This window comes from Micromonospora sp. DT53, assembly GCF_049841535.1.
Lineage (GTDB): Bacteria > Actinomycetota > Actinomycetes > Mycobacteriales > Micromonosporaceae > Micromonospora.
In genome coordinates, this window is record NZ_JBNCKM010000001.1 from 985096 (window position 1) to 1004462 (window position 19367).

Sequence of the window (19367 nt, forward strand, 5' to 3'; positions counted from 1 at the left end):
CCGCCCGCCTACTCTCCCTGGCCCCCCACCCACCGGCCCCCCCCCCCCGGGGGCCCGGCCGCCGCCCCAACCCCACCCCCGCCCCCCCCGCCCCACCACCCGCGGTGCCCAGCCGCCAGAACCTCCGACGTTCGGGAGTCCACCCATGCCTGCCAACCTGCCCCGCGCCCGCCGCCGACCACCACCGGCCACCCCCACCTATAGCACACAACAGCGGGCCACGACGAGCAGGCCCTGTAGCTCTACACCCCAGCCGAGGCCGCCGCCCGACTACGCGTCCCGCCGCCTCGGCCACCGCCTCGCCGGCGTGCGCGGCATCTACAGCCACGTCACCGAACCGATGATCACCACCGTCTTCGATGCCCTTCAACGCCGGTGGGAAACCAACCAGCCGACCGCACTGTCGACACCGTCCGACGACTGCGCGCCGTCGCCTAGCAGGAGAGGATGAGTCATGTCTCAGGCCTTCGTAGCGGAACCACCGTGCGCGGTGTGTGGGCGACCGGCAGCACACGTCGAACTCGTCGCACCCGGTACCCGACCTGCGGACTGGCAGCGCTGGTCATCGCAGCAACGCGACGCCTACGACGCTGCCCGACAGCGTCACGACGACCAGCAGTGGTGGCTGCTGTTTTCCGGGATTGAGGCGGGCAACGGATCCGGCCGACCGGTGGACCTGGCAGAGGCACAACGGATCGCCGACGCCTTCGCCCAGCCGTACCGGTACGCCGCCGTAACCTCCGCGGGCTTCTACGACGACGCCGGATTTTGCGGCCAGTGCGACGCCCCGTACTGCTACCACCACTGGAACGTCTCCAGCACCGGCTACGGACGATGCCCGCGAGGCCACGGCAAAAGCCTTGATCCACACTGGTGGCCCGATGATCTTTAGGAGCCCTAGGCGGCGAACCCAGTGGGAGCACGTGGCTAATGCGTCCGCGCAGATGGCGGGGACGCCGTGGTCGCGCTCAGTGCGTCCAGCCGGCGGCGTGCAGACTGTTGTGGAACCAGCCGCCTTGACTGAACGGCTGGATAGTTTTGTCGTCGCCGACGTGGTGTGGGAAGAGGGCCAGGACGTGGGCGAGGTCCTGCTCGGCCGGTCGGGGCAGTTGAACGAGTGCCTCATCGAGTGTCAGGCCGCTCGCCTTGACGAACTCGGGGTGCTTCCTGAGGTATGCCGCGACGTGGTCCACTACGGCGGCGAGACGCTGGCGCAGTCGGGCGGCGTCGGGTGCGTCGCGGCTGTCCCGTAGGTCAACCAGTTGCCAGGCCGGCCCGAACACCGGCACTAGTTGTCCGCCTGCCGCGTTGCAGAATTCCAGGGCCCCCCGACGGGTGTCGGCAGAACCGAACCCATCCTCGATCATTTGCCGCACGTTCGAGTAGACGTGTGCGAAGGTGTCGTCGGAGGCGATCGCGATGATCGTGGTGATCGTGCGCGGGGTGGTGACAAATGTTGTCGAAGATTCGTCCACTCTGCTTTCCTCCCGTACAAGCATGATGTGGAAGCTCGCCTATCTCCCATAGGCTAGGCAGTCAGGTCAACCGCTGACGGGCCTATGGGGCCCGACGTCTAGGGGCTCACCTGCGTCGCATGATCGCGTGCAGTGTCCTGCTGCTCCCAACCTCCGTCACGTTAATGAGTTCCCACCCCGTGTGGCTGAGGTAGTCGGCAGCGGCGAGTGCCTGGCCGATGCTGGCCCCGCCGGGGGCATAGGCGGCCACGGCAAGGTGCCGGTGGGGGTAGGCGCGTAGATCGACCAGTTGCTGCAGAACCGCCGCCGCGGTGATGGCGCGGGAGCGAGCGACAGATTCGATGGTCTCGCGGGGCATGCCTCGACGATAACGGTAACCAGCACGGGCGATCGCCTGGCGCAGCTGACGGTATGGTCAACACCGTGGAAGCTCGGTCCCGGAAACGGGCGCTGGTGGTCGGCCTTCTGGTAACGCTCGCGGTTACCGGAGGGTGTGACGACGGCGGATCAGCGACGCCCCGTGCCGTCACCACCTCGCCGAGCGCCGGTACTCCCGCCACCAGTAGCCCGGCGCCCGCCGTCGGCCCTTCCTACGACGCCACCAACCTCGACCTGTGCCGGCGCACGGACCTGACGCCCCTGGCGGACTTGTCGGTAAGGGTCGCTCGTACCGATCCGAAGCCGCCACTGGCGCGCCAGGGCTCGTCGTGCCTGTTCGAGATGCGCACCGCGGACGACCACCAGGCGAACCTGCTAGTGGAAGCCTCCTCGTTGACTAGCACCGAGGAGGCGGAACGCCTCTACACGGCGACGCAGCAGGTGACCGGCATGACGGCGGACGGCCCCGTCGCCGACGTCGGCGAGGAAGCCGAAGGGTTCCTCAAACGGTCGGACCCTGGCTTCAAGTACACCGAGTACATGCTCCACGCCCGGGCCGCCAACCTGGTGGTGAAGGTCTGGCTCGCGGTCGGCGGCGATTCCTACCTGCCTAAAGAGGCACTCGCCGCGAAAGCTCTGACGATCCTCAAAGCGACCTTCACCGCCGTGCCGCACGCCTGACGACAGGCTCTACCCGCGCACGGCCTCGGGCCAACGGCCTCCGGGGAGCTTGGAGTAGTCACCGACCTGCGTCGCGATGTCCCGGACATTACCCAGCGCGTCAACGAAACGCTCACCGATCCGCAGGAGGGTGTCCAACCCCGCGGTGACGATATCGCCGACAGACTTCGCCAACGTGTCGATGGCCCAGGGAATGTTGATGACCGTCGTCGCGTCGACGGCGGCCTGGGCGAACTTACCTGCCAGGTTGGTGACGATCGTCGCTAGCTCGACCGCGTAGTCAACGTTGGCCCTAGCGATCTTGAACAGCCACTGACTGATGAACTCCGCCTTGAGAACGGACTCGTCGACCGCCGCCCGCTGTTTGCCAGCCTTGTCGGCGTAGGCGCGCGCCGCGTCGCCGGTCCACTTGACCAGATTCTGGTCGATTGGCTCACTGATCGCGAACGACAGCTGGGAGACGGGCGTCTTCACCTCGGTGATCCACCGGAAGCTCATCGAAATGAGCGACAGCACCGGCATCTGGTGCTCCAACGCGTGATCAACCCGATCCATAACCTCCCGCAGGCCGCGGCGCGCAGCGTCAATGTTGTGCTTGATCCACAGCAGCGCCGCCGGGCCGATGAGCCACGCCCACTCGTTGACCCGCGAAACGACGTCGTTGAACCCCTCGACGGCAAGGTCCACGCCGACGCGGATCTGGTCGAAGGCCTTGTTGAACGGCTCGCCGTATTCCAGGTCCGGCGGTGCGGGCTGCATGGGCTTAGATCCTTCCGGGTCGCGACGTCCGTGTTTAGGCTTTGTAGATCGTGTTGAGGTCCAGCGAGACCACCTCATCGGCCCGGTCGTAGGCGTCGGCGACGCGCCGAAGGGCTTCACCGACCTGCTCAAACTCCGTCGCTGCCCCGGCGAGGATCGCGACCATGAAGGTGTGGAAGTCGCGGTACGCGGCTGAGTGGACGCCGGCGTTGACGTCGCCGATGTAGAAGGCAGAGGCATCCAAGCTCAGCCCGTCCGTGGCGCCCTTGATGGCGGTAGCGCTGTCGGACAGCTGCAACCATTTGCCGCCCTCGGTACGCAACGCGTCGGTGATGACGTTCAGCTCATCCACGCGACCACCCCTCAAGGTCGTGTTGATCTGCCCCTGCGAGGTCGAAGGAGCGAAGGACGGACCGTGCGTCGAACTGCAGCTGACCGGCGTCGGCACGGGCGATCCGTCCCGTGTCGCCGGTGATACCGACAATGCTGTTCGCGCGAATCCGCAACGTCAGACAACCGTTGGGGCTGGTCATGACCTGCTCGACTGGGGAAACGCGTAGCTGCGCCACCCGATCCAGCTCCGCGTCGAGGCTCTGCAGCGTGCGCCAGGTCGCCCGCGACCACACGTCCTCATCGAGCTCCGGCGACGCCTGCACCGCGGTCGGTCGTGGCAGTGTCGGCGGAGCCTGCCCCTGCTGAAATTCCTTCAAGGCGGCCTGTTCCAGTGCGGCGCCGACGGCAGCGCTATAGGCCTCAAAGAGCACCACCGGGAACCGAGCCACGCCAACCTCGCTACGCCACTCGCGGCCAACCAGGACAGCTTTAACCCGCCGTTGCGTATCGACGACTACCGAAACCGATCCGGTGGCATCGGATCCGCAGAAACCATCCGTTTGGGACGGATTCCCGCCCTCCCGCAATACCTGCTCGACGCGCTGCTGAAGCGCGGCCTCATCACCGAAAAAATCGAGGCTTGCCAGCGACAGGCGTGGGTCGCGTCCGTCGCTCATCCGTCCCTCAGTTTCCTCAGCAACCAGCGGGTGCCCAATGGGCCCGATCTCCAAAGGCACGACCACCGTACGTGAAACCTCGTCAACCCGCAGTACCCGTGCCCGCCGTCCTGCGATGCCCTCACCGGGGGAAACTGGCCGAGTTCGCGGATCGGGCGGCTGCCGATGCCTAAGCCTTCGAGCGCAACGCCCGAGGTGCCTTCACTCGTCGCTCAGCCGACGATCGCCAAGGCACCATCGGTCGGTACCGACGGTGAGGTCTAATCGCGTACCACGGGCGCACCGACTGTTCCGTCGTCTAGGACGTCGGTCGTACACAGGGCTCTGACCAGGCTATTCGAGATCTCGTTGGCTGCGGTGAGGTGCACCCAAGTACGGGCCAGCTCTATCGGCCGGCGTCGCAGGGGGCCTGCCTCGGGCACCGCGAGCAGCGCCGATCGGCCTACCCTTACCGTCCGAGCCGACGCTCGGCGCCAGCACGGTGCCGAGAGTTCATGGGTGACTGCTGGAGGTGTCTCGTGCGGTGGCTCCTGCAATGCAACCCGACCAAGTGGCGCATCCATGATTTCGTCGCCGATGGTCATGAGATAACCGCGTGGACGGCAACACGTCACCTCGGCGATATCCGTCCTGATCAGGATATTGCTCTCTGGTTGACCGGAAGCACCGGCGGGGTGGTAGCGGTGGGCCACACCACCGGTCCTCCAACACCGGTGGCAGAGGGGCGAGTCGACGATGGCTATTACGCCGAGCCGCCTGATCCTGTCGCCGCCCGCTGGGTGGTGCCGGTCCGGCTCACGCGACGATTCTTGGACCAGCCGGTGCCACGCACCGCCCTCGCTGGCGATCAGGACTTCGCTGATAGCGCGATACTCACGCGGCCGTGGTCGGGCAACCCGTTTCCTCTGACAGACCGACAGTGGCTGGCCGTCGCACGACACTCGTTCGGCAGAGGCACCTCGGTCAACGGCCAGCTACCCGCCGAGGCGATGACCGGCGCGACCGACCTCCTACGCCGCTTGGTCGGCCGGCCGCTGACCACAGCATCAGGCCGACTCAACACCGTCATCGAAGTACGCCCTCCACACGTCATCGTCAGCACCGAACGCAGCCCCAACGGCCAGCCTGTACCGGTCGCCTGGGTCGACGATGCCCTCAGGCGCCTCCTGCGCGACGGGTGCGTCGAGCTTCACCCGCGTACCAGTACCTACCGGAGTGCGTTCATCGGAGCGGTACTGCTCACCCTGCCGGGTGCCCGCTCGTCCGGTAGCCCTCCTGTGATCACCCTCGACGCTCCACCGCAGCTCGACGCCGCAACCGGCGCATTCACCTTCGATGGCGACCTCGAACGGTTCGGCGTAGCCACTCATCGTGGTGAGCAAGCCCTGCTGCGCCAGCGCCTTTTCGCCTCAGCCACGGACGCCGACTGTGCTATCTGCGGGGAGACGTACCCGGTCCGCTTCCTCCGTGCCGCCCACATCAAGAAGCGCGCGGTCTGTACGGAACAAGAGGCACGCGACCTCGACCACATCGCCATGCCCGCGTGCCTACTTGGGTGCGACGCCCTCTTCGAGGCTGGCTACATCGCTGTTGACCCCACCGGTCATGTCATCGTTACCGGCGACCCGGGCAACAGGGCCGCGCTAGATCAACGGTTGGCAGAGCTGGCAGACCGACGAGTAGACGCTCACACGACCAGCAGCGCTGCCTATTTCGCTTGGCACCGCGAAAATACCTTCCGCAGCTGACGCAGCAGTTCATCGGCGACGATCAGCATCGGACGGCATGGGGGCAGCTGGGGGCCGGCGTCGCGATCGCCCGCCCTTACACCGGTAGAAGGCCTCCGAGGCCGCGTCTTGCCGAGGTCGAAGTTGCCGCTTGCGATTGAAGGTCGCACGTTCGGCACTGGCCTTTATGCAGGTCACCGCAGGCATGGGCCCGCAGGCCCCCTGCTCTCACGCCGACACGGTCGTAGGCGTCCTGACCCTAGGCCGGGGATCGGCTACCGCGCCCAGCGTCCAGTCAGCCAAATATGCAGGCGACGCGCAACGGCGGCTATTGCAGGGACCGGGGGATCTCCGAGGGCTAGCCACGCACTACCAGCACGGCAAGCTCGGCCTCCACGTCGAGGTACCGAGTTTCGGCCAGAGTGCAGCCGCCGTCCACCAAGCTGCGATTTGCGTGCCGACGGCGCATAGACACCTCTGGCCCGCACCTGGAGCCTCGCCGAAGGGGGCCGGATAGCGCCGGGCGGCGGGGACGGTGGAGGGAGTTGAGAGAGCCGCTTCGAAAGCCGATGGGATCTGCCTGCTGAGCCGTCACTGCCGCACTGAATCAGGGCTGCGGCTCTCACCTCGCTGAGGCTCAGTGAGCCTCTTCAAGAATCGACCGGTTGATTGGTACGTCGCGCAAGAAGCGGTCCCGAAGGCGACCATCCAGCGTGGCTGCCTTCTTGAGCACCAGTGCTCGGGCGAGGTGGAGCGACTCGTTGGCCTCGCCATCGTGGCCCAGCGCACGCTGCACGGCCGCGTGCCGGTAGAGAATCTCCTCTGCCACAACCGCGGCGAGCCGCCATCCTGCCTCGCGCAGATGCTCCGTCGCACGTGCGCTGAACCGCAAAGCCTGCTGACCGTCACCGCGGCTGAGATGCCACTGTCCTAGCAATGAAAGGGTGACAATCTCGCTACGCCGCATGCCGGTGCGTTGGGTTTCATCAAGGCAGTTCCGCAGCACGTTGCCAGCGAGCTCGTCGTACGCCGGATCGGCGTCGACCATGCTCAAGAGGCTCGCCGCGTACAGGTTCGCGACCAGCGGCGCCAGGTTCGCCTGCCAGGTCACCGCTGCCTCAGCCTGCGCGTCCCTCAGCTGGCGTAGTCCCAAGGCGTCCCTGCGGTCTTGCACGCGGCGGGCCCCGAGGTACGCCAGGTTGACGGCATGCCAACCGTCTGGCTCTTCTTCATCGCGAGATCCGACCGCCTCGGCTAGGCACTGTTCGGCCTCCGTGTAGTTGCCGATCCCGGCCTCTACCTGCGCCAGATAGTTGAGACCGATCGGTAACAGTCCCAGGTTGGGGCGTCGCCGCACCTGCGGGATGGTGGCCCGTAACCGGGCCAACGCAGCACCCAGCCTGCCTGCGTCGTAGAGGTTGACGCCGATCTGTAATGCGACCATGTGGCGGGCGCGCTCGACGACCGGATCCTCGGACTGTCGCACGGAGTCGTCCTCGGAGGCAGCGGCCTCTGCACGGGCCAGGACTGCCAAGCCGCCCTCCACGTCAGTCTTGGGTAGCTGCCGCCCGTACTCGCAGCCCGCCAACAGGATGCTAACCGCGTCGCCGTTCTTCAGCGCCTCGTGCCATGCCTCCCGTAGCAGAGGGAGCGCGGCCGGCACTCCCCGTGTGTACAGCAACACTTTGCCGTGCAAGTACTGGGCGCGGATCCGTAGATTGGCATCCCCGGAGCCTTCTGCCGCCCGCATCGCCTCCGTTGACAAAGCCTCCAGGCGCACGGTCCCGTCTGGTTCTGGTCTGGTCCGCCAGCTCAGCTCGCTGGCCGTCAGCAAGAGCTCAACTAGCTGGGCTCGGAGCCGGCACGTCTCCTCGTCCACTGGGGCGCGCCGAACACACTCGAGGCCTTGCTCGGCGATCTTGACAACCTCGGGTGCTGACGCACCGGTTTGAGAGAGCCGACACGCGACAAAGTGCGCTACTCGCCCGGCCGCGGGCCAGTCCCGCCCCAAGCGGTGATGTCGCACAAGCTCAAGGGCCAAATCCTGCGTCAGATCTCGATGATCCTCCGAGTACTCATGCAAGACCCGCCCGATCCGCCGATGTCGATCCCGCCGTTGCCACTCGCTCTGGTCTCGATACAGAGCCTCCTGCACCAGGTCATGCTCGAAGGCATAGCGGTCAGCCTCCAGCCGGTCGTCCCACGTGTTTGGCGGAAGTAGCTGCAGCAGCCCTGTGTCCCTGGCTAGCCGGTGCAGCCGATCCGCGACCCCGTCATGACGCGTGTCGAGAACCCTTGCCACGATGCTGCTGTGAAACTCCCGTCCCTCAACCGCTCCAACAGCCAACAGCCGACGGTCGTCGTCGCTGAGGCGGCTCAGCCGCGCGGCCACCACCAGCCGCACCTGCTCGGCCAACTGAATGCCCTCAGGATGCGGTGCAACCAGGTCGCTCGGTAGGTGGTCAGGGGTTGACGGCAGCGCCAGCTCTCGTCGATTGCTGAGGGAGTACCGAAGCAGGAGCGGATGCCCACCGGTGTGCCGGGCAAGCTCTACGGGCGCTACGTCAGGCGCAGACATCCGCTCGGCGTATTCGGCGATGGCCGACACAGGCAGACCCCGTAGCCGCATCCGCTGAGCGAGCCCGGTGACGACTAGGTCATCCACAAGCAGGCGCGCGGCTTGATTCGCCACGAGTTCGTCGTCACGACCGGCAAGGACGAAGAGAACCCGCTGATCTTCGGCCGCCCTGGCGAGATATGACAGCACTGAACACGAGCTCTCATCGATCCGATGGAAGTCATCGATGGAGATGACCACCGGGAACCTCTCCTTGAGGAGGTGTAGAAGCGCATCCGCCATTGCCCTCGCAGCGGTGCGGTTCTCGACCAGCGGAGCGCCGGGCACCGGGCCGGAGAGAGTCTCCGCGACCATCTTCAGGGTCGACCCCACTCCCGGAACCAACGTCAAAAGTTCTGGCCAGCGCTGCTTCACCGCCTCACCGGACCGTCGTAGCAGTCGCCTCCTCTTGGGCCTGTTGCGATCGATCAGCCAAGCCAGGTCAATGAGCGGTCCGTACGCCTCCAACTGCCCCACCTGAACGTGGCACCCCACCGACAGGAAGTCAGTCGGGGTGCCTGCCTCCTGGACGTGTCGGAGCAGGGCACTCTTACCGATGCCAGCCGGACCTTCAATGATCAGGAAGCCGCCATGGCCATCACACGCGCGATCAACCAGCGCCCGGACCGCGGATTGCTCGTCCTCTCGGCCGACGAACAGTTCAGCGGGCATCAGACCTCCCGAGAGCGAACACCATCAAGGTACTTCGATCCTGGCAGAAAGCCTCCACATACCTCCGGACGAGGGAAGGTTCGGGAGATCCTCCCCGACGCCGTCGAGACGAGGACCCCCTAGGTCCTCCATCCGCCCGGCTTACCTGGCGGTGATGCGGCTTCAAATTGCCTGCTCGCCCCGGCTTCGTTCATCGAGCTCGCGTCGGTAGCAGAGTGGCCAGCTCGTCCCGGCCATGGCACAGCACTGCGGGGTACTGGGTCAGCCCCGCCGTCGGGTGTAACGGGCGATCTCGCCGAGGCGACGGCGCCGCAGGGGGCAGAGGCGGCGACGCTGCATGAGGCGGCGTAGCCGGAGACGGTTGGCTGTCAGCGTTTGTCGCCCATCTGACATCGCCGATGCTCCGCTGACTCACGTACGCTTCTGCACCGTCCATTGCCTGCTGAGGCGCGGAAGGTCATCTGTGACATCAGAAGAGTTGCGCGAGATTGAGCGCACCCTTCGACACCTGCTCATGGAACACGACATGGCCTGGGTGTTGGAGAACGTCGACCGGGCTTTCGTCGAGGGTGTATTGCAGGAGCGGCCGGTGGATCGGGTCCGCCGAGTTCGCTTGGATCAAACATATGAGGACCTGCGCGCTGCGTGGGAACCGCGAGGCGCGGTGGACTTGGAGGACGTCGTCGTAGCGGGAGGCCAAGGGACTTCTGTCCCGTCACCGAGCACGACAGGCAACACGGGTGTGACAGTGCGATCCCACACCCACCTCGAACGCGTCCTCCTGATCATCGACTCGATGCAGCGGGTACTTGTGGAACTGCCGGAGGCTGTTGCCCAGACTTATGCACGTCTGGCCGAGGCAACCGCCGGTGAGTTGTCGGGGTTCGACCTGGAATTTGCGAGCGACATGGAGGAGTCCTCGCCGGAGAAGACCCGCGTGTCTTCCGGCCAGCGGCGCAGGCCGTCCGGTAGGCACGAATTGGAGCAGGACCGGCAGCGACGGGATCAACTCAACTGGCTTCTGAATGAGCTCAAGCAGGAGGCGCAGTCATGACGTCGAAGGACGATCTGATCGCGGCCATTCGGACGATACTTGCCACTAGCGGTACCCCCTATTCGAGCACTTTTGAGGCGCACGACGCCTACGAAGGTTACCTGTTCGCGCTCGTCGCGTCGGTTGGCCGCAAATGTGGCGCGACCGTTGGCTACGTAGCCGTCGCCGGCGAGTCCACGCGGAAGCTCGTCTTCCGCACCGCTCCTGGGATGCTCTACTCAACGACACATCCGTACACACACGCGGAACTTCAGTTTCCCGGAGCTCCTGCACTCGAGGTCCATCTGGGGGTACGTGTCCAGGGCACCTCACGGGTACTGCACGAGTGCGACGTGCTGGTGCTGCCGAAGGACGAGGCCGACCGAAGCCGCATCAGCCGGGTCGCACCACGGGGCAGCAAGGCAGTGCTTGCGATCGAATGTAAGTTCTACGCCGCCCATCTGCAACTGAACGTCGCACGTGGGTTCGAGGGACTGCACGCCGATCTCGGCCTGCGTCACACGCTATTCGTCTCCAACCTGCCGGCTCCTCGTGTCGCAACCTACCTGAGCCACCGTAGGTGCTCCTGGGAGCAGCGGGTCCGACCCGGATCGCCCCAGGTGAATCACCTGGAATCGCTGATTCGCGAGGCCTTCAAGAATCATTGTGCCAAGCATGGGCTCGTGTTGCCGTAAGCCGGGCAATCAACCTCAATTCTGGGTACACCGCCGGTAGGCCGACGCGCCCACCGTCAGCCCCGGCCTCCGCAACAGCTATGTGGGGTGTCGAGCCCCAGAAGAATTACAGCGGTACGTCCCGGCGCCCGGGTCTTAGCGTCCGATGATCGTCTGCACTGTTGTAAGTCGACTTCGAGGCCCAGCCAGCCGTCTGGTTCTCGAGCATCGAAGTAGCCAGCGTTGGAAGGAACTGTTCGACACCTGTCTCTGCGCGTCGCCGTCGAGGCGGCAGCCCCTCCCTAACACATGGAACATCAATCCCACCGGCACTGCGTTGACCAGGGCTCTCTGCTCGGTGACCTCTTCGGCGGACTCGAAGGCGTCAGCGCTGGCGCTCGCCCCGGGGGTAGGGCGGCGTCCGCTCATGTCTATGAGCGGACGCTCGGTCACGCGTTTCTCCGAGAATCCTCGACAGCAGTTCGCGGACCGTAGCGTGCGTAGCCGTTGTCGTAGCCGGCGCGCGAGCCGTCGTTAGGCCCGTTGGGGACCGCGCCGCCGGTGAGGTCGTCCGGCGGCTTGGCGCCGAGCTGCCGGAACAGCACGTAGTCCGACTCCGGGCGCAGCGTCCGGACCGTCTTTGCGGCGAAATCGCTCGGCGCGAGAAGCGGCTTGGCGAAGCCGGACGGGTCGGTGCCGCAGGCTCACAACACACCCCCTGCCGTCGAGGCCCGCTCGGACTCGACATTGATCACGATGTCACACGTGTCTGGCTACTCTCGGTTATCTCTCTGACGGGATCCCGACATGCAGGCAAAGGAAAATCTCCTTCTCAAATGCTTTCTGCAACTTGCATAACTCAAGGGCATCGGAATGTCCACTTAGGTAATGATTTCGCATCGTCGCGGAATACACGACCAGTCTCCAAGGCATCGGACATCCTGTGCGATGAGGCGCCAGGCCTCCGAGGCGGACATCACACCCCCGCGGCTACACGCTGAGTCGTCACTCACGCTCGATCCGCCCGTTATTCATCAAGCACGGGACACTCACGTTCTTCTCGGTGCACCGGTGACCGAGAAGAACAAGGAGGGGCCAGACGAGGTCCCCGAAGAGCAACGTCCCGCCGACCGAGCGTCGCAGCCAGCGCCGTCCAGTCCGGCCCGAAGGGGAATGACGGAAGCGGCCATCGCGGCTGAGCTTGCAGCTGAACTACTGCAAGCGATAGGGCGCGATGGCCTTGCCGTCGCCGCCAAGGCCATCGCCCACCTGCTGCACCTGATCGCCGTCTTTGGAAGGAAAGACGATCAGGCGTAGCGATATTGGTACGGGGTCGGCAGCCAGCCGGCCCCGTACCATTCGTAGTCAAGAACGACGTCCACGTCTAGTTGTAACGGACATGGGACACCTTGACAGGCTCCGCTACTTCGTACTCAAGCGTCGATCTGGTCCTCAAAGCACACCGACCCGATGCCCGACTGGTTCAGCCCGCAAAGTCTCGAGCGGCCGGTCGTTCCTGTTCCTTGCCGTGTCCGGGCGCCGTTAGGTCCGGATGCGGGCTACGCAGCGTCCCACCGAGCCGGTCTGGGTGCCGTGCGGACGTGTCGGTGGGAAAGCACTCGATCTTGGCGGCATTAGGCGCTGACAACGGTAGTGGCGGCAGGGTTGCCTGGTGAAGACGCGTGCTGGTGCGCGGCTTGGAGTGGTGGACGATTTTCCTCCCGTACTGTTCCTGCGTGCTGGACAATACGAGCTCTCTGCGTCTTCGCTGGGCGATTCTGGGGCCGCCCCTTGCGATGGTCCTCATGCTTGGTGTCGTTGTCGTGCTCGGCGCGGTGAGGGGCAGCGATCCGGCGCTGTGGATGCGTCCGGCGGTGGTGGCTCCGGGCGGCCCGCTGGTGCTGCTCTGGTGGCAGGTGGTGGTCCGTCCGCGGCATCGCTGGTGGGCCCTTGGTGCCGCTCTTGCGGTGACGATCGTTGCCTACCTGGTGCTGTACCGGCTGATCCTTAGCGGGCTGCCGTTCCCCTGGGACGGTGTGGTCAGCTTCGCGGTCGCCGGCTGGCTGGGAGCCTTCGCCTATGTCACTGTCACTCAGCGACCCGCGGCGCCGATGTCTTGCGATAAGACCTCCGAGGGCGGCACGATCGCGCCGAGCGAGGTGTACCAGGAGCATTTCGGCTTTACCCGCCGCGACCTGCTGCTCATACCTACCAGCGCGGTCTTCGTCGCCGTCGGCGTCGCGCTTCTCCGCGACGGACCTTTCCCCGGCTTGGGTGCCATCGTGTTTGGCGGCGCGTTCCTGCTGCTGCGGCTCGTCACCGTGCTGGGCCGCCGTGTGGCGCTGCGCGTCGACGCGGCCGGGATTACGTTGGGTCAAACGCCACCCTGGCCGTCCTCACACACCGCGGTGGTGCCGTGGTCCGACATCGAGGCTGTCGTGCTGTGGACGCAACAGGCTGGCCTGACCGCGGTCCCGTACGTCGGGCTGCAGCGGCGCCCCGGCTTGCCGCCGCTGCCGGGCTCGGCGCGCTCGCGCGGCCTGCGGTGGATGAACTGGGCGCTCGTCGCGCACGTGCCGCCGGCCGTCCTTGCCGACAGCCGGCCGGCGACCCTTTGGCGGCTGCACCGCCCGAGCCTTGAGGCGGCGGTCCGCCACTTCGCACCCGCGGTGGAAATCGTCGACGCGGGCTGAGGTTTCGTCGTTAAGCCTGTGGAGGTATTCATGCGGGTGTTGATGGAGTAGCCGACGATCCGAAGGTGTTCCGGTGCCGACCCAGGACATCCTGATCGGCCGCTGGTCGAGCGGTTTTGCCGATGGCAGCGCTAGCGAGCGGGCTGCACGTCCAACGGGCACGTTGCAGGGCATATGGATCCCAGCGCCTCGCCGGTCCGCGCCGGCCGTCGGAACGGATCAGCACCGCAAAAGTCATCAATTGATGCCTCTGCACGTCCCCGTTCAGGCGGCGGTGCCGTCCTAAACCATGGAACGTCGATCCCACCGGCAATGCGTTGACCAGGGCTCTCTGCTCGGTGACCTCTTCGGCAGATAACTGAGGCGTCAACGACCCTCGGGCCGCACTGCTCAGCCGGTGGTGTTCGTCCACCAACCTCCTGCTGGTGCTCGGGGATCGGGCAGGCGCGGCCCTTGGTCGCTCAACGGGTGGTAACTTACCGACCCCTTCGTTACGAGAAACGAGATTTGGCGTGATCGACTCCCAGACCGAGACTGGTTCCTCTGCGGGCTCGAAGCCGCCGCGTCGATGGGTTGGGGTGGCAGCGGTGTCCGTCGTGCTGCTGGCCCTGCTGGGCGGCGGAGCAGCTTATTGGCAGTTTGCCGGCCGTGGGGATGAGGATCCGGGACTGACGGGGTGCCGCTCGGCTGGGGTGTTGGTTCGGGCAGGGCAAGGGGAGGTTGTGCCCGCGGATGAGGTCCAGCGGGTGGGTGCCCTGTTCGAACGTTCGACTCACGGTGACTTGAAGTCCGCTGGCGTGTTTGTGGCCGGGATGGTGCAGCGGGTGCAAGACCCTCGCAACACCGGTCCTGGCGCTGACCTTTACCGTGCCGAGCTGAGTCGAGCTATTCCCCGCATGACCTCCGCCTGTGAGAGTTACCAGGTCAAGGTCAAGGCATAGTTCAGCCTGAGGTCTAGGTGATTGGGCGACTCCGGATCATCGCTTGGACAGTCTTCGGGCTCGGCAATGTGACGGGCACGGGTGCCCGTGCGCTCGCCTTCTCTAATCAGCTCGACCGGGGTGGGCCTGGGAGCAGCGGCGCCCAGGCCCACCCGGTTCACCAGCCGCTGGCCAGCTGTGCGCGGGTTCCGAGGAGGCCGCCAGAGGTGGCGGGATACATCCAAAGGTTCCCAGTCGCGTTGTCCCTGGCGATGACGTCTGGCTTGCCGTCGCGGTTGAAGTCGGTAAGGCCGAAGGAGGTGTAGTTGGTCCAACCGGTGCCAACTTGTGTCACGGCGGCAGCCGGGAAGTCGTAGAGCTTCAGGTTTCCGGTGCTTGTGACCCTGGTGTAGATGTCTGGGGTTGCGTCACCCATGACGTTGGCGATGCCGAACGTGCTGAAGTCGGCTGTCCATCCAAAGTCGATCTTGATTCGCTCGGATGCTTTCCCGCCCTTGAGGTCTCCGGGGTAGTTCCACAATTCGCCAGTTGCGTTCGCGGTGATGATGTCGTGGAAGCCGTCCTTGTTCCAGTCGATGACGCCGTAGGGGCGGTAGCTGCACCATCCGGTGCCGAGCATCGTGGGTGCGGGGCTTAGATCGTCTGCAGTGCCGAGGAAGACCTGCAGGTTGCAGGAGGTGTTATCGCGGACGACCAGGTCTTGGTAGCCGTCGTGGTCCATGTCCGCGATCCCGAACATGGTGAATTGGTTCCACCCCGCCGATATGAGGCGGGGGGTGGGGTTTAGTTGGTTGTTCTGCTTGCGGTACTTCCACAAGTTCCCGCTGGTGTCGGCGGCGTAGACGTCGGTCTCGGCCGTGCCAGTGCCGGGTGGCGTCCACGTGGTCGCCCCGAACGGCGTGAGAGAACCTGTCTTGGTGGTGTTGCTCGCCCCTACCTGCGTGGGCGTGAGGGCTCGTTTCCACACCTGGAGGTTGCTGATCTTCCCTGCGTAGAAGGCGACGGGGGCAGCCTGGTACTTGTACCGACCCACCACGAATTTGCCGGTGCTCGGCCAGGTGGGGGTCGCGGTGAACAGGGCGGTGCCTTTCAGCACGCCGTTGACGAAGAGGGAGATCGTTCGGGTTTCGGCGTTGTAGGTGGCGACCAGGTGCGTCCATACGCCTAGCGCGGTGCCAGCCGGGGTCACGACCTGGGTGTAGGACCAGCCGCTGTCGGTGTTGCCCATGCCGAAGCGCCAGGTGTTGTCACTCTCGTTGTTCCATAGGAGGAAACGTGACGCGTCCGCTCCGTCTTCGGACGCGATGACCCCTCCGGCCGTTGTGGGCTTGACCCAGGCCGAGAGGCTGAACGATTTCGTCGTGTCGATCAGAAGTTCGCTCCGTGACAGCTCACCCTTCAGAGCGGGGTTCGGAGCCGCCGTTGCGGGGTCCATGTTCAGCATGAGGCTTGGACTGAACATGTCGCCGCTGCGCCATTGCACGCCATTGGCGGTAGCGGTAAGGGTCTTGCCGCCGGTGGAGTCGATGGCGTTCGCGGCGGCGCCGTCGCTGCCGTTGGCGGTGCCATCGTTGAGGAGCCAGGTGTGCTGTGAGGTGATCAGGGTTTGGGTCGGCTGGGCTTCGATCGGGTTAGGGCTGGTTGTGGGGCGCACAAGCCAGGCTGTGGCAGTTCCGTTGGCGCCGACGGCCCACAGATCCGGGTCGGTGTCGTTGTCGATATCGGCGGCCCGCAGGGTCAGGGTCGCTGCCTTGTTCCAGTTCGCGGTGGCGAGAGTGCGGGTGTTGTAGGTGAGTTTGGCGGTGTCGAAGTCGAAGCTGAGGTTGGTCCAGAGGTGTAGTGCGCCGGTGGTGCGGTTCCAGAGGAACATGGCGGTGCCGGTGGAACTTTGGGTCGTGGCGAGAATCCAGTTGTTCCAGTCGGTGCCGCCGGTAGGGGTCAGGGCGGTGGTGCGGGTGGCTTGTTGGTATCCGCCGGGATACCCGGTCGGGTAGTAGGTGAGGTAGTAGCCGCCGGTGCTATCGCCGCTGGTGCCGATGAGGTCGGGATAGGGGGAGCCAACACGGCGGGTGTCGCCTGCGTTGGCGATCTGGATGGGAGAGGCGCCGGCCTCGTCGAGGAGTGACTCACGTTGGATCAGGGCTTGCTGGTCGCCACCCCCCTCGGGCTGGATCGTAGAGCCGTCACCATTAGCGTGCAGCATGACCCCGTTGCCGGCGGTGGGGTAGTAAACCAGAACGTCCTGCAGGCCGGTGCCGAAGAAGTGACCGGTGAGTACCCGGGAGCCGTCATAGTCGGCGGCGGTGCTGTCGGTGGCGACGCCGGTGCCTTCCACGCCGATGTTGGTGATGTTCGGGTTGACACTGAGCGACCCGTTGTTCTCGGCAAGCCAGAGACCTGAGGACAGGTTGTTCGACGCCCCCGGGGTCAGTAGGTCGGCCTTGCCGTCGCCGGTCATGTCGCCATCGGGGGCGGCGGCGGCCGGGTCGGCGTTGAACATCTTCAGCGCGGTGTCACCGGCGTTGCCGCCAGCGGAGATGCCTGTGACGACGACGGTGTTGGTGAATCGGGTGGGCTTGAGCGTGATTGAGGCGTTACCGGACGAGGCGGCGATAATGACCGGTGGTGCGCTGTTCAGCTGGTAGCTGTAGCTGGTGGGGGTGCTGCCGCCGGTTGGTCCAGTGACGGTGAAAGTGACTGGTTGACCGACTACAGGAGCGTTGGGGGAAGTCAATTCGACCTCGGGTTTGCCGGTGCGGGTCGGGTCGAAGGTGAATTTGCAGGTGACCGACCAGTCGCTCGGGCTACGGAAGTCGGTGGCCTGGACTCTCCAGGAGAAGCTGGTCACCGTGCCTGTGCCAGGACCCGTGTAGCCCGCGTACTTGCGCAACTCACTCTGCGGAACGACGAGAACGGCCGTGCTACCGGAGGAGGCGGTGAGCTTGTTGGGATCCGATGCGGCGACGCTCGCGCCGTCGCTGGTCCGGGTCACCTTGAAACTGACACCGAGAACGCCACCGTTGCGGTCGGAGACCGGCGCGTACAAGGACACCGAGGAATCACCCACCACCGTCGGTGTTGCCGCGGTGCATGAGGTCGTCGGAGAGGTTTTCAGTCCGGTCGGCGTGTTGGGCTTGTGATTGTAGAAGATCTCCAGTGTGGGGCTGTTTTCCTGGAACTCTTTCCAGCTCTGCGGATCGCTTGCCTCGCTGGCGGCTTTCATCCAGAGGGTTCTGGTGCCCCTCTTGTCCGCTACGTCTCTTGCTACCTGTGCCTTGACATCAAACGAGACCGGTAGGGCCGCGCATCCGCTGTATCCGTAGGCGAAGCTCTTGCTGGCCGCGAGAGGGCCGTTGCTCTGATCGTCCCAGAAGTTCCAGGTCGCGTTTCCCGCGCTGAGCGTCGTGGCAGGGGCGTAGACGTTGACTGTCTTCGCCGTGCAGTTCCACGACCGGGTGTTCGTGATCTTGAAAGTTGCGGAGCTGATTTCGGCGTTGGCGAGTGTGGCGTGCGGGATGGAGAAGTTGATGAGCGTGTTGGAGCGTTGCTCTCCGGAATTGCCGACCTGCATGCGGTTGTACGGATCGGGCGTGTTCATCCAGTAGTTCGATGATGGGTGCTGGTAGGAGATGCTGGCCCACCCGCCCCGGCCAGATCCCGTGGGTGTCCAGTTGAACGTGGGGTCGATATAGACGGGGTAGACCGTCTTCGAATCGGTGAGAAGCTTCCGGTCAGGGGTGAGTTCAAGTTTCCCGGTGCTGATCTTCACCTTGATCGGTGCAGTTCGGGCGCTTCGTCCCGCGGTGGTGGGGGACGAGGTCGCCGCGCCGCGGGCGGCGGTGCCACCGGCGGCGTCGGTGGAGGAGTCCCACATGATCGGGGCGGGGGCGGTGATGACGGGCATGCCGGATCGGTCTCGACCCGCGATGTTGCCGTCCGCGTCGGCGGAGAGGGCGAACCCGGTGGCCTCGGTGCTCATGGCAAGAGTGGTGAGCTGCGGGTTTGCCGCCGCCTCCGGGGTGTGCACCACGAAGACGTGGGAGAAGGCGCCGTCCTGGCCCACGGTGACGCTCAGGTCGACGTCGGGAAGCACGCCTGGGTAGGTAGCCGTGGCCCCGGACAGGGTGGGGGTGGGAAGGGGTAGCGGCGCGCCAAAGGTCAGCGCGCGGTCACCGGAAATCATCTCCGCCAGAGGTTCGGTGCCCCCTGGGGACAGACGGACCTCGTTGGTGGTCAGCGTGGAGGTGATGCTGCCGTCGGCGTGCCGGACCAGCGTCGGATTCAGCGCCTCCCACTTGCCGTCGACCCAGCTTCGGGTCGGCCCGGCGGACTGGGTCAGCTGAATTTGGCCATCAGGCCGAGCGGTGACGACGGACGTCGACGTGCCAGAGGCGGTTGCCTCGACTGGCTGGCCAGTGCGCCGAGCCTCAGCCACCGCCTGATCAATGCCCAGCGACGGGGGAGCGGAGCGTTGCGCCGACTGGGCGCTCGCTGGCTTGGCCACGGCGGGCACCGGGCTGTGCCAGTTGACGGCGGCGGTGAGGAGCAGGCTTGCCGCCGCCGCGGACGCTGTTACTCGCGTCCGGTGTAGAGGACGGTTTCCGGGCATGAAGAGGTGTCTCCCCGTGTGTCAGAGGGCGTGCCGGTGCACGCTCGTTGGCGGGCACAGTGAAGCAGCCAGGTCCGGATGCGGGAACGCCGCGCGTC

Annotated in this window: 14 protein-coding genes; 7 read left to right on the forward strand and 7 right to left on the reverse strand. The window is 65.5% G+C overall.

Annotated features, from left to right (window positions below):
- The first annotated feature begins 454 nt into the window (after window positions 1-454).
- Window positions 455-892 (forward strand): hypothetical protein, encoded by a 438-nt coding sequence (locus ACLQ3B_RS04600; RefSeq protein ID WP_425777594.1) that lies wholly within the window; start codon window positions 455-457, stop codon window positions 890-892.
- Between the two features lie 76 nt (window positions 893-968).
- Here the strand turns inward: ACLQ3B_RS04600 and ACLQ3B_RS04605 are convergent, their stop codons facing one another.
- Both ACLQ3B_RS04605 and ACLQ3B_RS04610 read right to left on the reverse strand, forming a co-directional pair.
- Window positions 969-1475, reverse strand: a complete 507-nt coding sequence (locus ACLQ3B_RS04605; RefSeq protein ID WP_425777596.1) for a hypothetical protein — start codon at window positions 1473-1475, stop codon at window positions 969-971.
- 106 nt (window positions 1476-1581) lie between these two features.
- Entirely contained in the window at window positions 1582-1833 is a 252-nt protein-coding gene (locus ACLQ3B_RS04610) for a transcriptional regulator (RefSeq protein ID WP_210787601.1), read from the reverse strand.
- A 53-nt stretch (window positions 1834-1886) separates the two neighbouring features.
- Here ACLQ3B_RS04610 and ACLQ3B_RS04615 point away from each other — a divergent pair, with 53 nt between their 5' ends.
- Window positions 1887-2534 (forward strand): hypothetical protein, encoded by a 648-nt coding sequence (locus tag ACLQ3B_RS04615; protein ID WP_425777598.1) that lies wholly within the window; start codon window positions 1887-1889, stop codon window positions 2532-2534.
- 9 nt (window positions 2535-2543) lie between these two features.
- Here the strand turns inward: ACLQ3B_RS04615 and ACLQ3B_RS04620 are convergent, their stop codons facing one another.
- The 3 genes from ACLQ3B_RS04620 to ACLQ3B_RS04630 are packed head-to-tail and all read right to left on the reverse strand — an operon-like array spanning window position 2544 to window position 4303.
- Window positions 2544-3293, reverse strand: a complete 750-nt coding sequence (locus ACLQ3B_RS04620; RefSeq protein WP_425759460.1) for a hypothetical protein — start codon at window positions 3291-3293, stop codon at window positions 2544-2546.
- Window positions 3294-3327: 34 nt separating this feature from the next.
- Window positions 3328-3645: a hypothetical protein gene (locus ACLQ3B_RS04625; protein WP_425777599.1), complete on the reverse strand. Its 318-nt coding sequence runs from the start codon at window positions 3643-3645 to the stop codon at window positions 3328-3330.
- On the reverse strand, window positions 3638-4303 hold the full coding sequence (locus tag ACLQ3B_RS04630) for a hypothetical protein (RefSeq protein WP_425777600.1): 666 nt from the start codon (window positions 4301-4303) through the stop codon (window positions 3638-3640). The genes ACLQ3B_RS04625 and ACLQ3B_RS04630 overlap by 8 nt, the downstream gene beginning before the upstream one ends.
- Before the next feature lie 518 nt (window positions 4304-4821).
- Between ACLQ3B_RS04630 and ACLQ3B_RS04635 the strand changes: the two genes are divergently transcribed.
- Window positions 4822-6051 (forward strand): hypothetical protein, encoded by a 1230-nt coding sequence (locus ACLQ3B_RS04635; protein ID WP_425777602.1) that lies wholly within the window; start codon window positions 4822-4824, stop codon window positions 6049-6051.
- Window positions 6052-6667: 616 nt separating this feature from the next.
- Here ACLQ3B_RS04635 and ACLQ3B_RS04640 read toward each other — a convergent pair.
- Window positions 6668-9319 (reverse strand): ATP-binding protein, encoded by a 2652-nt coding sequence (locus tag ACLQ3B_RS04640; protein ID WP_425777604.1) that lies wholly within the window; start codon window positions 9317-9319, stop codon window positions 6668-6670.
- A 463-nt stretch (window positions 9320-9782) separates the two neighbouring features.
- On the opposite strand from ACLQ3B_RS04640, the gene ACLQ3B_RS04645 reads away from it, so the two are divergent.
- From ACLQ3B_RS04645 to ACLQ3B_RS04660, 4 genes are all read left to right on the forward strand, one after another.
- Complete coding sequence (locus tag ACLQ3B_RS04645) at window positions 9783-10373, forward strand: hypothetical protein (protein ID WP_425777606.1); 591 nt, start codon at window positions 9783-9785, stop codon at window positions 10371-10373.
- Window positions 10370-11047 (forward strand): hypothetical protein, encoded by a 678-nt coding sequence (locus ACLQ3B_RS04650; RefSeq protein WP_425777608.1) that lies wholly within the window; start codon window positions 10370-10372, stop codon window positions 11045-11047. Before ACLQ3B_RS04645 ends, ACLQ3B_RS04650 begins: the two co-directional genes overlap by 4 nt.
- Window positions 11048-12097: 1050 nt before the next feature.
- Window positions 12098-12343 carry a hypothetical protein gene (locus tag ACLQ3B_RS04655; RefSeq protein ID WP_425777610.1) on the forward strand — a complete coding sequence of 82 codons (246 nt, stop codon included), beginning with the start codon at window positions 12098-12100 and terminating at the stop codon, window positions 12341-12343.
- 419 nt (window positions 12344-12762) lie between these two features.
- The gene (locus ACLQ3B_RS04660) at window positions 12763-13719 is read left to right on the forward strand and encodes a hypothetical protein (RefSeq protein WP_425777612.1); all 957 of its coding nucleotides are present in this window, start codon (window positions 12763-12765) and stop codon (window positions 13717-13719) included.
- A 1098-nt stretch (window positions 13720-14817) separates the two neighbouring features.
- Here the strand turns inward: ACLQ3B_RS04660 and ACLQ3B_RS04665 are convergent.
- The gene (locus ACLQ3B_RS04665; RefSeq protein WP_425777614.1) at window positions 14818-19269 is read right to left on the reverse strand and encodes a LamG-like jellyroll fold domain-containing protein; all 4452 of its coding nucleotides are present in this window, start codon (window positions 19267-19269) and stop codon (window positions 14818-14820) included.
- Window positions 19270-19367 lie beyond the last annotated feature (98 nt).